The organism is Brevibacterium aurantiacum, assembly GCF_900169065.1.
GTDB lineage: Bacteria > Actinomycetota > Actinomycetes > Actinomycetales > Brevibacteriaceae > Brevibacterium > Brevibacterium aurantiacum.
The window spans coordinates 354,385-367,729 of sequence record NZ_FXZB01000001.1 but is presented as its reverse complement, the minus strand read 5'-3'; the positions used below and the strand labels follow the sequence as shown (position 1 = coordinate 367,729).

Here is a 13,345-nt window from a genome sequence, read left to right as displayed (position 1 = left end):
CAACGGCAGGCTTGAACACCTCCGCGGGTCTGCTCTGGGGTTCCGTAACATCACCCACTACATCGCCAGGTGTCTGCTCGAGTCCGGTGGCTTCAGACCGGTTCTACACTCTCAATTACGATGAGCCTCTAATCTCCTTGCGTCAGAACACTGTTCGGTCTCGACCGCTCAGTGTCATGAGGCGAGGTATCAGGATCCTGATTTGATCATTTCGGCGCACTTCTCACCCATCATCATCACTGTGATGTTGGGGTTGACCGTCGTGATCTCCGGCATGGCCGAAGCATCAACGACGCGGAGGCGGTTGACGCCCTTGACCCGCAGCTGGGGATCCAGCGGCGAGGACTGGTCATCGGCGGCACCCATACGTGCTGTGCCCACCGGGTGGTAGACGGTGTTGTGGGTGCGGGTGATGTAGTCCTCGATCTGCTCATCGGTCTGCACATGCTTGCCGGGGAACAATTCCTCACCGGCCCACTCGGACATGGCGTCCTGGGCCACGATGGCCCGAGCCTTGCGGATACCGGCGATCATGACGCGCATATCGTGGCCCTCTGGATCGGTGAAGTACCGAGGGTCGACGTGGGGCTTGTCCCGGAAGTCACGTGAGCGCAGACGCACGGTGCCGCGTGAGCGGGCATGCGTGACATTGGGTGTCAGGCAGAAGGTGTTCTCCGACGTCGGGTATCCCTGACGCAGGGTATGCATGTCGAACGGCACGGAACCGTAGTGCATCATCAGGTCAGGGCGGTCCAAGCCCTCTTCGGTCGGTGTGAAGATGCCGGCCTCCCACCACTGGGTGGAGTCGTCGACCATGGGCTTCTTCGCGTCCCAGGCGATGACACCTTCGGGGTGGTCCTGGAGGTGTTCACCGACTCCCGGCGAATCGACGCGAACATCGATACCCACCTCGGCGAGGTGGTCCTTGGGTCCGATACCGGAGAGCATCAGCAGCTGCGGGGTGTTGATCGCACCAGAGGAGACGATGACTTCCCGCTTGGCTTCGATGCGCTTGGTGTGACCGAAGGCGTTGTTGACGACGTGGACGCCGGTGCAGTTCTCCTGCTCATCGAACTCGAGGACCTTGGCCTGAGTGTCGGTGAGGATCGTGAGATTCTCACGGTCGAGGATCGGGTGCAGGTAGGACACCGAGGAGGACGAACGTGTGCCGTCGGCCTTGCGGTTGACCTGGAAGAAGTTGGCACCGTTGATGACGGTTTCGCCTTCGTTGAACTGAACGCGGGGGATGCCCTCCTGCTCACAGGCGTCGAGCAGGGCAACACCGCAGGGGTCGTTCGGCGGCACATTCATCAAGTGCACGGGGCCATCGTGACCGTGGTGGTCACCGGGAAGCTCGTTGTTCTCGAGCTTCTTGTACAGGCCGAAGGTGTCCTTTGATCCCCACCCGGTGGCGCCGAACTTGGTCTCCCAGTCGTCGAGATCCTCGCGCGGTGCCCAGAAGGCGATGCATGAGTTGTGCGAGGAGCAGCCGCCGAGGACCTTTGCCCTGGCATGCCTCATATGAGAGTTGCCGTGCTCCTGCTCCTCGATGGGGTAGTCCCAGTCGAAGCCGGACTCGAGCAGTTCCATCCAGCGGTTGAGGCTGAGGATGACGTCCTCGCCGACATCGGTCGGGCCCGCTTCCAGCAGACCGACGCTGACGTCGGGATCCTCGCTGAGGCGTGCTGCCACAGCGGCACCCGCGGAGCCTCCGCCCACGACGACATAGTCAAAGCTATTAGTTGTTTCCACGTTCTGACTCTCCTTATTTGCTGTGGTCGGGGAACCAGCCGGTGACGGCGGGCTCGAGGTTCTGGTAGATGTGCTTGGCTTCCTGGTATTCGGCCAGACCGGTCGGTCCCAGCTCGCGTCCGGAGCCTGACTGCTTGTATCCGCCCCACTCTGCCTGTGGCAGGTAGGGGTGGAAGTCGTTGATCCAGATGGTTCCGTGGCGCAGGCGCTGGGCGACCAGCTGGGTCTTGCCGGCATCCTGGCTCCAGACTGCGCCGGCGAGGCCGTAGTAGGTGTCGTTGGCGATCTCGACGGCCTCGTCGACCGTGGAGAATGTTTCGACGGTGACGACAGGACCGAAGGCTTCGTCGGAGACCACGGACATTCCGCGTTCAACCTGGTCGAGGATGGTCGGCAGGTAGTAGTAGCCCTTCTCCAGGTCGCCCTCGCCCCAGGTGCCGCCGCAGCGCACACGGGCGCCTTCTGCAACGCCCTTGTCGACATAGGCGGTGACCTTGTCGCGGTGGGCTGCGGAGATGAGCGGTCCGGTTTCTGCGTTGTCATCGAAGGGTCCGCCGAGGCGGATCTGCTGAGCACGCTCGACGAGACGGTCGACGAACTTCTCGGCGATCGATTCTTCGACGATGAGTCGTGCGCCTGCGGAGCAGACCTGACCGGAATGGACGAACGCGGCGTTGAGCGCGTTGTCGACAGCGGCCTCGAAGTCGGCATCGGCGAAGACGACGTTCGGGTTCTTGCCACCGAGTTCCAGGGCGATCTTCTTCACGGTGGCTGCGGCGTTGGCTGCCAGCAGACGTCCGGTGACCAGTCCGCCGGTGAAGGAGACCATGTCGATGTCATCGTGTGTTGACAGTGGTGCTCCAGCATCTGCACCGGCGCCGAGGATCAGGTTGCCCACACCTGCGGGCAGTCCCAACTCTTCCAGCACCTTCATCGTCAGGATCGCCGTGTGCGGGGTGAGCTCGGCGGGCTTGAGGATGAACGTGTTACCGGCTGCCAGGCACGGTGCGATCTTCCATGCGGCCTGCAGCAGCGGGTAGTTCCACGGTGTGATGAGAGCGCAGACGCCGACTGGTTCGTGGACGATGCGGCTGGCGACGGTGTCGGTTCCGGCGTCGACGACGCGGCCTGCATCATTGGCGGCAAGCTTGCCGAAGTAGTCGAAGCAGTTGGCGATATCGTCCATGTCGATCTCGGACTCGACGTAGCGCTTGCCGGTGTCAAGGGACTCGGCACGAGCGAACTCGGCCTTGCGCTCACGCAGGACCGAAGCGAACTTGAGGAGAAGGTCGCCTCGTTCGCTGGCGGGCACGCTTGCCCAGACGCCCGAGTCATAGGCTCGACGTGCGGCAGCGATTGCGAGTTCGGTGTCAGCTGGACTGGCTTCGTCCACCTCGGCGACGAAGCTGCCGTCGGCAGGATTATGGATCTCTCTGATCCCGCCGTTTTGGGCCGAAACCCACTGTCCATCGATGAAAAGCGTGTTGGGCACGATGTCTCCTATTCCTTGATGGTGAAAATTGCTGAGATTGAGTTTGAGGTTCTCCGTTGCACCACTGTGGGCGGGGGAGTCAAAGTTGAGGGCATGGCTCCTCTTTCCGCTGGTAGTGCCGCTTCTGAAGGCCACGATATGCGAACAGGGGCATCCGACGCTTAATCGAATGAATCGGATCACAAAATGAAGGCGTCACGGTGCGCATATGCGGGTGTGAACGGTAGTGGATGCCGATATCTGCGTCCGCATAGGTGGGCAGGGAACTGCCGGCACCATCCGGGTTATACCGAGCCAGCATCTTCGGACCTGACTCGGAGTCCGCGGTGACAATGAGCACAATTGACGGGATGGCGATAGCGCATTTGAATGGGCAGGAAATCCCACTGCGACGACTAAAGCGACGACCGGCAATGGCGTGTGAGTGCAGATGAGGTGTAATTTCGGATGTAGTTTCGCGTGTTGATGAAGCTATTGATGTGGGCGCGCACGAGGAGCTGATCATCATGCTCGAATCTTCCACACCAGGCTTCATGAATCCCCTACTGACCGCGATGAGATGACCGTACGTCTCCGCAGACCAATGCTGGCGGGACGGTTCGCCATGATTCTAACAGAGCACTTGAACGAGCTCCTGAACTTTTGCCGGAGCTGGATTTCTAATAGGCGAGTGTTCCTGCTAACCATTCGCCGAGTGGCCACGTGGCCGAATGAGGTTCCGGCAGACCCTCTAGTTGTTCGGTCTTAACCTGTCCGCCGGTGGTGAAAGAGAATTTACCGCAGTCGCTGCTGCTCTTCGTTCACCATAAATACGTGTTCCCACGCACAGGACTTACCCGTTTCGAGTGGACTAGAATGGTGCGGAATCATTGAAAAGACTTTATAGGGAGAATCGTGGCCCCAGGGGATTCGCGAGACAGCCAGCACAACCGCCGTTCGGACGGCGGGCGCCGCTCAGATCGCGACAGCAATCACAATCGTCGACAGGACTCTCACCAGTCCCGGGACGAGCGCGGGTCACGTAACTCCGATCGTCGCGACGACCGCCGAGGCGGCTACCAAGGTAACCGTTCGAACGACGGTGAACGTCGTGGTGGTTACCAGGGCAATCGCAGTAACGACGGTGAGCGCCGTGGGGGTTACCAGGGCAATCGCAGTAACGACGGTGAGCGCCGCAGCTTCGGTGGCGACCGTCGCAATGACGGTGAGCGTCGTGGGGGCTACCAGGGCAACCGTTCGAACGACGGTGAGCGTCGTGGCGGTTACCAGGGGAATCGCTCCAATGACGGTGAACGCCGTGGGGGTTACCAAGGTAACCGTTCGAACGATGGTGAACGCCGTGGCGGATACCAAGGCAATCGCTCTAACGATGGTGAGCGTCGTAGCTTCGGTGGCGACCGTCGAGATGATCGCCGAGGTGGATACCAGGGCAATCGCTCCAACGATGGTGAGCGCCGTGGCGGATACCAGGGCAATCGTTCCAACGATGGTGAACGTCGCGGTGGTTACCAGGGCAATCGCTCCAATGACGGTGAACGCCGTGGCGGATACCAAGGCAATCGTTCCAACGATGGTGAACGTCGCAGTGGTTACCAGGGTAACCGTTCCAACGATGGTGAACGTCGCGGTGGTTACCAGGGCAATCGCTCCAATGACGGTGAACGCCGTGGGGGCTACCAGGGCAATCGCTCCAATGATGGTGAGCGTCGCAGCTTCAGCGGTGACCGTCGGGACGATCGTCGTGGGGGATACCAGGGCGATCGCCGTAATGACCGCGGAGGAGACCGACGTCGTGAAGGCGGCGGTAGTGATCGCGGTGGATTCGGTCGCAACAACAACGACCGTAGGGCCGTTCGGTCAACCGAAACCGGCGAATACGCACGCGAGCAGCGTGCCCGTCGTCCGCGGATCCAAGAGCCGCCGATCCCCGAAGAGGTCACCGGCAAGGAGCTCGACAAGGAGCTGTTGGGCCAGCTGCGTTCCCTCGACAAGGAGAATGCTGCGGCAGTTGCCAAGCACCTCGTCTCCGCCGGAGGATTCCTGGACGTCGATCCGGAACGCGCCTACGAACACGCAAAGGCAGCCATGGCCCGCGCGGGTCGCGTCGGTCTCGTCCGAGAAGCCCTCGGCATTGCCGCCTACCACGTGGAGAAGTACGACGAGGCGGTGCGCGAACTGCGCACTCACCGTCGTATCTCTGGTTCGGACGACAACATCGCGCTCATCGCCGATGCCGAACGTGGCCGTGAGAAGCCACAGAAGGCACTTGAACTGTTCGAGTCGGCAGCAGAGCTCGACCTCGACAACGATGCTCGCACCGAACTCGTCATCGTGGCAGCCGGAGCGAAGTCGGACCTCGGTGACCTCAAGGGCGCACGCGCTCTGATCGAAGCCGAGGACTTCACTCAGAAGCCAAGCGGTGCATTGGTGCGACTGATGGCCGCATATTCCGAAGTGCTGCGCCTGCACGGAGAAACCGAGATGGCCGACAAGTACGAAGAGCTTTCGCGTCGCACTGCCAAGGCCACGGGCACTCTCTTCGGGGACGAAGAGCCAGATCCCAACCTCGGCGTGGAAATCGAGACCGTCGAAGAGATCGAAGATGACGAGCCTGCCTCACTCGACGATGCTCCTGCTGAGGCTGAGTACGGCTCGGCACACGATGCTGATGCTGTTGGCATGGCCGACGCTGACAACAGGGACGCTGCAGAACTCGAAGATGCTGAGTTCGACGATGCCGAGACCGAACTTTCGACCGCGGCTGGTTCAGGCGCCGACAATGTCGATTTCGACGACGCAGACGCTGAGGGTGCGGGCGAAACAGAGTTCGACGAGGACGCTGGCGATGCCGAGGCCGACGATGCCCCTACTGCCAGCCTCGTCGCAGACAACGCCATTACAGATGCCGTTGCTGACGCGGCTGGAGACGATCACGTTCCGGCGAAGTCGAAGACGCACGTCTCAGAGAAGGAACTGAAGAAGGTCAAGGTCTCCGAAGAGGAGATCGAAGCTGAACTCGACGAACTGCTCGAGGACGCCGAGGAAAGCGCCGCCTCCGATGAGGAGACTTCCGAGACCTCCGACGAAGAAGTTCACGCGGAACCCGAAGAATCGGGCACGAGCCTCAAGCCTGCCGACAACGCGAGCTCAGAGGAGACGAACGTCTCGTATCGGCTGAACGGTCATCAGTGACGCCAGTCGCCAATGCAGCAGCACCGGTTGATCGCCGTGCGCCTGAGCAATCGGGCGCACCGATCGACTGTGTGCTGTTCGACCTCGACGGCGTTGTCTACCACGGTCCGGAACCGATCTCCGGAGCCGTGGAGGGCATCAACTTCCTCCACGATCAGTCAATCCCCGTCAGCTATGTGACGAACAATGCCACCCGCACCGCCGAGGTGGTGGCCGATCACATCTCCACGCTGGGAATCAGCACGACACCCGCCGAGGTGACCACCTCGGCGCAGGTGCTGGCGGGGAAGCTCGCTGCGAAGTTCGGGACCGGCGCACTCATCTACCTGGTGGGCGCCACCGGACTGGCAACCGCACTGGAATCCGAGGGCCTCCGGGTCACACGCACCCTCGATGATGGCCCAGTGGCGATCGCCCAGGGCCTCGACCCGGAGATCTCCTATCAGCGGATCGTAGCCGCCTGCGAGGCCATCACGGCAGGCATCGAATGGTGGGCAACCAACCCCGACTATTCGATGGTCGGGCCCAAAAGCCGAGTCCCGGGAAACGGTGCGTTCATCGACATGCTCGCGCGACTCACCGGCTCACAGCCGACCGTCGTCGGCAAACCCTCTCCGCACATGATGGAATTCGCAGCCCACAGGTGCGGAGCCCAACGACCTCTCATGGTCGGCGATCGTCTCGACACCGACATCGAAGGCGGCAACTCGGCCGGATTCGAAACCGCACTCGTCCTCACCGGCGTCCACGACATCCACGATGCACTCCACGCGAGTTCCGAGCTGCGCCCCACCTACATCCTGCCCAGTCTGCGGAGTCTGCCGACTCTGATCACCGGCAGCGCGCAACCAGCGTCGGACGAGACTTCGGGGTCGGCAGCATGTCAGATCGTCGACGGTGAACTCCGTGTGGACGAGTCTGCCCAGGACAGTGTTTCAACGGTCGAGAGCGCACTCCGATTAGCATGGGAGGCGATGGACCGCGGCGAGGACGTGGCTCCAGGGAATCTGCCACGGAGGATCCATGACTGAACCGAGCCACGAGCCACAGCAGCCTGCCGCACCGACTCCAGCGCCGGCACCCGGACCGACACCCGCACCAGGACCGACACCCGCACCAGGACCGACGCCGGCCTCGGTCAACGGTGATGTGCCGGTCGAAGCCTGGCGCCGCGACCTCGAACAGATCGGCGAGGCACCCAGCGCCGAACGGCACGACCAGCTTTCCGCACTCCTCGACGACCTCGACTCGCAGGTGAGTTCATTGTGAGCAGACTCGACCGCGAACTGGTCGAACGGGAACTGATCGCCACACGCTCCCGTGCGGCAAGAGAGATCGCCGCCGGACGCGTCAGCGTCAACGGCCACACAGTGTCGAAGCCCTCGCAGGTCGTGTCCGACTCCGATGAACTCAGCGTCACAGAACCCGACCCGTGGGTGGCACGCAGTGCCCACAAACTCCTCGGCGCGCTTGAATCATTCTCAATCGATGACGTCACAGGACTGACCGCACTCGACGCGGGCGCCTCCACCGGTGGCTTCACGCAAGTCCTGCTCCACCGCGGCGCAGCGGAGATCTGGGCCGTCGACGTCGGACACGACCAGTTCGATGCCGGACTCCGCGAGGACCCGCGTATCCATGTCCGGGAAGGCCTCAACCTCCGCGAGCTCGACGACTCGGACGTGCCTCAGGTCGACCTGGTCGTTGCCGACGTGTCCTTCATCTCCCTGCGCCTCCTGCTGGCCCCACTGCTGGCAGCCACACGACCCACCGGTGAGCTGCTGCTCATGGTCAAGCCCCAATTCGAACTCGCCCGCGGAGCACTCGACAAACACGGGGTCGTGGCGACCGCGGCCAAACGGCGGCGCGCCCTCGACTCCGTCCTCGCCGGCATCAGCGAACACGAGGCTCGCGTAATCGACATCGCGCCCTCCGTCCTCCCAGGTCCGAGCGGAAACCGGGAGTATTTCCTGCGTGTTCGACCAGGGAAAACACGAACCGAGTCCGATAGGCTCAACGAGGCGGACATCGAAACCCATCTGGATCAGATCATGAGAGGAGAGCCGTGAGCCGACACATCATGGTGCTGCTGCACCCCCAACGCGAGGAATCAGCAGTGGCAGCAGTGAGCGTGTGGAAGGCGCTCCTCGACGACGGAATCACCCCAGTCGTCCTCGACGAAGAGGTCCTCAACTTCGCCGAACGCAGTTCCCACGCCGACGTGCAGCAGGAGCTGCTCAGCCGCTGCGAGGTCATCGACCCAGCCCAGCTGGCGATCTGGAAGACCAAATGCGAACTCGTCATCGTCTTAGGCGGCGACGGCACGATCCTGCGCGCGGCCGAACGCTTCCACGGGTCCGGTGTGCCGCTCATGGGCGTCAACCTCGGACACGTGGGATTCCTCGCCGAAAGCGAGAGAGAGGACCTCGCCGAGGCGGTCCACCGAGCCTCCCAACGTGACTACCTCGTCGAGGAGCGCCTCGCCCTCGACGTCACCGTCTGGCACGAAGGGGAGGCGATCTACAACGCCTGGGCCCTCAACGAAGCCACCATCGAAAAGACCTCCAAGGCCCGCATGATCGACGTCGTCCTCGGCGTCGACGCCCGCCCTGTGTCCTCCTTCGGCTGCGACGGAGTGATCCTGGCGACGCCGACCGGATCGACCGCCTACGCGTTCTCCGCCGGAGGACCCATCGTCTGGCCCGAGGTCGAAGCACTGCTGCTCATCCCGATCTCAGCCCACGCCCTCTTCACCGAACCACTCGTCGTCAACCCCGACTCCCGCCTCGGCGTCGAGATCTCCCCACGCAACCCCGACTTCTCAGCAGTCCTGTGGTGCGACGGACGCAGAGCCCTGGAGCTGCCCGCCGGGGCACGGATCGAAGCCAAGCGCTCACAGTCCCCGATCAAACTGGCCCGGCTGCACACCGGTCCCTTCACCGATCGATTGGTGGCGAAGTTCCGACTGCCCGTCTCCGGTTGGCGGGGACCGATCGAGGAGGCGTAGATGATTTCCGAACTGAGGATCTCCCACCTCGGCGTGATCGCCGAAGCAGAGGTCGAACTCTCCACCGGCTTCACCGTCGTCACCGGTGAGACCGGTGCCGGCAAGACGATGTTCGTCTCAGCACTGAGCCTGCTCATGGGCCGCAAGGTCGGTTCCGGTGTGGTCCGCAAGGGAGCCGAGAAGGCCGAGGTCGAAGGCATCTTCTCTTCCGTCACAGACTCCGTGCGCTCCCGCATCGAAGAGGCAGGCGGCAGCGCCGAAGATGAAGCGATCATCTCCCGCACCGTGGCCCAGAAGGGCCGAGCCCGCGCCACCGCCGGAGGACGCACCGTCCCCATCTCCGTGCTCACCGAGATCTCCGACGAGCTCATCACCCTGCACGGACAGTCCGAACAGCTGCGACTCAAAGGCCCCGCCCAGCAGCGGCAGCTCCTCGACGCAGCCGGCGGCCCCGAACTCGAAGCAGTGGCCAAGAAATACCACGCAGCATTTGAGAACTGGCGCGAGACCCAGACCAAGGTCGCCCGCATCAAGGACAGCACCGCTGCCAGGCGGGAGAGGATCCTGTGGCTCAACGGCTGCCTCGAGGCCATCGACAAGGTGCGCCCGGTTCCAGGCGAAGACGAAGCCCTGACCGCGCAGGCCGCGAAACTCGGTGCCGCCGCCGAGATCACGCAGGCCGTCGGCAGCGCCCATGACCTCCTGCTCGGCAGCGAACTCGACGACGCCGGTGCTGCTGTCGACCACGTACACCAGGCGATCAGCGCCCTGTCTGACGTCGAATCCGCGGACCCGGAACTGGCCCGCATCAAGGCCGCCCTCAACGACGCCGTCCTGCGCCTGTCCGACTCCGCCGCGGAGCTCAGCTCCTACCTCACCGGGTTCGACGAGCTGGGGGAGACCTCACTGGAAGAGACTGAGGCCCGCAGAGCCGAACTCGGATCCTTGGCAGCCTACGGCCAGAACGTGACCGAGGTACTCGACTTCGAAACCCGTTCAGCTCAGGAATTGGCAGAGCTCGAAGCCGATGACCGTGATCTCGACCAGCTCGATGCCGAACTCGACGAAGCCCACAGCGCAATGGTCGAGGCGGCTCGCGGACTGACCGAGATCAGAACGGCTACCGCCGCATCGTTCTCCCGCGCCGTGAGCGCAGAACTGGCAGCCCTGTCGATGCCGAAGGCCCAGGTGACGTTCGAACTCACCGACCGAGAACCGGCAGCCCACGGCTGTGACGACGTGCGACTGACCTTCGCTCCGCACGACTCCTCGGCCGGTGACGACATCGGCAAGGTCGCCAGCGGCGGTGAGCTCTCACGCGTGATGCTCGCCATCGAAGTCGTCCGCGCGGCAGGGGAGGCCATCCCCACCTACGTCTTCGACGAAGTCGATGCCGGTGTCGGCGGAAAGGCCGCCATCGAGATCGGGAGACGACTGGCGAAGCTGGCCGAGAACGCCCAAGTCATCGTCGTCACCCACCTGCCGCAGGTCGCGGCCTGGGCCGACACCCACGTGACCATCGTCAAGGACGATGACGCCGAGACCGTGATGTCCGGGGTCAGAGAACTCAGCGAGGACGAACGGGTCATCGAACTCTCACGGATGCTGGCAGGCATGGAGGACTCCTCCTCAGCAAAGGCCCATGCAGCCGAACTGCTGGACTCGGCCCGGCAGGTCAAGACCGGCTCAGCTGCGCTGACATGAGAGAATAGGCTCACCATGAGAGCGCGTAGAACCCGGGAGAAGCACATAGTCCCGACCAGGTCAGGCCCGGCTCCCGCCAGGCTCGACCGGCGGACGAAAGACCTCACCAAACGGCTGAGCGCAGGCGATATCGCAGTCATCAAACACGGCGACATCGACCGAATCTCCGCCGAGGCGCTCGTGGCCTGCAAACCCGCAGCCGTCATCAACGCAGACAAATCGATCTCCGGACGCTACCCCAACCTGGGACCGGGAATCATCGTCGACGCGGGCATCCCCCTCCTCGACGCCACCGGGCCCGAGATCTTCGACCTAGTCGACGAGAACGCCCAGATCAGCATCTCCGATGACACCGTGTTCCTCGATGAGAAGGAGATCGCCACCGGCATCGTCCAGACCTCGGAGACGATCGCGGAGGACATGCACGCAGCCGAAGCCGGAATGAACTCCGTGCTCGTGGACTTCGTCGACAACACGATCGAATACATCCGCAAGGACTCCGACCTCCTCTCGGCCGAGCTCGTCGTCCCCGAGGTGGCCACGAAGTTCGAGGGCCGACACGTCCTCATCGTCGTCCGCGGCTATCACTACAAAGAGGACCTCGCGATCCTCGGCTCCTACATCCGCGAATACCGTCCGCTCCTCGTCGGAGTCGACGGCGGGGCCGACGCCATCATCGAGGCCGGATACAAGCCCGACATGATCGTCGGCGACATGGACTCCGTCTCCGACACCGCGCTGACCTCCGGAGCCGAAATCGTCGTCCACGCCTACCGGGACGGAAACGCTCCGGGAACCGAGCGCGTTCACTCCCTCGGCGTCGACTGCGTCGCCTTCGCCGCCTCCGGCACCAGCGAGGACATCGCCATGCTGCTGGCCGACGACAAAGGTGCCGACCTGATCGTGGCCGTGGGCACCCACGACACCGTGATGGAGTTCCTCGACAAGGGGCGCAAGGGCATGGCCTCGACATTCATCACGCGACTGCGGGTGGGCTCGAAGCTCATCGACGCCAAGGGCGTGTCCCTGCTGTATCGACAGAGGATCTCCAGCCTGCAGCTGAGCGTCCTGATCATCGCTGGTCTCGTCGCACTCGGTGTGGCCCTGTTCGCGACCGCTGCCGGCCAGACCCTCATCGGACTCATCGGAGCCCAACTCGACGGGGTCTTCGGATGGATCGGCTCCCTGTTCGGCGGCGACCCTGCTGCATCTTCAGAATCTGCCAGCATCATTCAAGGACTGACCAGTGATTGATTTTCGTTACCACCTCGTCTCCCTCGTCTCGGTCTTCCTCGCCCTGGCGGTGGGGATCGTCCTGGGCGCCGGACCGCTGAAGGAGCCGATCGGTGAGTCCCTGCAGAGTCAGGTCGACTCACTGCGGGCCGACCGTGACGACCTGCGCGCGAAGATCGATGCCGCCAACGGCAACATCGACAAGCAGAACGACTTCGTGACCTCCGCCGCCCCCGAACTCATCGGCGACACACTCGAAGGTAAGGACGTCAGCATCATCGGTGCACCCAATGCCGATCCTGAGCAGGTCGAAGAGGTCACCAACCGGATCAAGGAAGCAGGCGGCAAGATCGGCGGAGACGTCTCCTTCGTCGACAACACCCTGTCGCTGGCGGACTCCGAAGAGTTCCTCAAGATCCTGCGGGCCTCGGTTCCGAGTCTGCCCAAGGACGATTCGACAGCACTGCGGGCCGCCCTCGTCATCGCCCTGACCGGCAACGCCTCGATGCTCGAGGACAGCGAGGACCGGGACGCTGCGGAGAAGAAGTCCTCCGGAATCTTCGATGCCTTCGTCGACGCGGGCCGACTGCGCACCGACACCGACCACAAGCCCACCCCGCTCTTCGTCGTTATCGATGACGAGAACTCAAAGCTCGCCGACGAGACCGAACCCAGCCCCGAAGCGACCGATGACAAGGCCAACCGGACCCTCATCACCGACTTCGTCAATGCGCTGACCTCGGACTCGAAGTCCGTGGTCGTGGCAGGAGACGCCGGTTCGGCCCAGAACGGACTCGTCTCGATCCTCCGGACGGAGAAGTCGCGAGCCAGCACCGTCGACGGACTCGGCCTGGGAGCCGGAGCCGTCATCACTGTGCGAGCCCTTGCTGCAGGCGAAGCCGGAACCCACGGCCACTACGGCTTCTCCGATGACGCCGAAGAGATCATGCCCGGAAAGGACTGAG

10 protein-coding genes are annotated in these 13,345 nt (G+C 63.1%); 8 read left to right on the top strand and 2 right to left on the bottom strand.

The window, feature by feature from the left end:
• Positions 1–189: 189 nt before the first annotated feature.
• A complete protein-coding gene (locus BAUR9175_RS01600) occupies positions 190–1,752 on the bottom strand; it encodes a GMC family oxidoreductase (RefSeq protein WP_101582738.1) in 1,563 nt (520 codons plus the stop codon).
• A 13-nt stretch (positions 1,753–1,765) separates the two neighbouring features.
• Positions 1,766–3,244, bottom strand: coding sequence for an aldehyde dehydrogenase family protein (locus tag BAUR9175_RS01595; RefSeq protein WP_096162867.1), 1,479 nt, complete (start codon positions 3,242–3,244; stop codon positions 1,766–1,768).
• Positions 3,245–4,138: 894 nt separating this feature from the next.
• Between BAUR9175_RS01595 and BAUR9175_RS19585 the strand changes: the two genes are divergently transcribed.
• From BAUR9175_RS19585 to BAUR9175_RS01550, 8 genes are read left to right on the top strand one after another with little or no spacing between them, the layout of a single operon-like run.
• The gene (locus BAUR9175_RS19585) at positions 4,139–6,436 is read left to right on the top strand and encodes a hypothetical protein (protein WP_257944248.1); all 2,298 of its coding nucleotides are present in this window, start codon (positions 4,139–4,141) and stop codon (positions 6,434–6,436) included.
• Positions 6,433–7,467 (top strand): HAD-IIA family hydrolase, encoded by a 1,035-nt coding sequence (locus BAUR9175_RS01580; RefSeq protein ID WP_009883068.1) that lies wholly within the window; start codon positions 6,433–6,435, stop codon positions 7,465–7,467. Before BAUR9175_RS19585 ends, BAUR9175_RS01580 begins: the two co-directional genes overlap by 4 nt.
• Positions 7,460–7,705 carry a hypothetical protein gene (locus BAUR9175_RS01575; RefSeq protein ID WP_101582736.1) on the top strand — a complete coding sequence of 82 codons (246 nt, stop codon included), beginning with the start codon at positions 7,460–7,462 and terminating at the stop codon, positions 7,703–7,705. The genes BAUR9175_RS01580 and BAUR9175_RS01575 overlap by 8 nt, the downstream gene beginning before the upstream one ends.
• Positions 7,702–8,505: a TlyA family RNA methyltransferase gene (locus BAUR9175_RS01570; protein WP_096157164.1), complete on the top strand. Its 804-nt coding sequence runs from the start codon at positions 7,702–7,704 to the stop codon at positions 8,503–8,505. Before BAUR9175_RS01575 ends, BAUR9175_RS01570 begins: the two co-directional genes overlap by 4 nt.
• Positions 8,502–9,443: an NAD kinase gene (locus BAUR9175_RS01565; protein WP_009883072.1), complete on the top strand. Its 942-nt coding sequence runs from the start codon at positions 8,502–8,504 to the stop codon at positions 9,441–9,443. The genes BAUR9175_RS01570 and BAUR9175_RS01565 overlap by 4 nt, the downstream gene beginning before the upstream one ends.
• Complete coding sequence (recN, locus tag BAUR9175_RS01560) at positions 9,444–11,147, top strand: DNA repair protein RecN (RefSeq protein WP_096146996.1); 1,704 nt, start codon at positions 9,444–9,446, stop codon at positions 11,145–11,147.
• A 15-nt stretch (positions 11,148–11,162) separates the two neighbouring features.
• Positions 11,163–12,401, top strand: a complete 1,239-nt coding sequence (gene steA / locus BAUR9175_RS01555; RefSeq protein WP_096146997.1) for a putative cytokinetic ring protein SteA — start codon at positions 11,163–11,165, stop codon at positions 12,399–12,401.
• A complete protein-coding gene (locus BAUR9175_RS01550; RefSeq protein WP_096161101.1) occupies positions 12,394–13,344 on the top strand; it encodes a copper transporter in 951 nt (316 codons plus the stop codon). The genes steA and BAUR9175_RS01550 overlap by 8 nt, the downstream gene beginning before the upstream one ends.
• The last annotated feature ends 1 nt before the right edge of the window (position 13,345 follow it).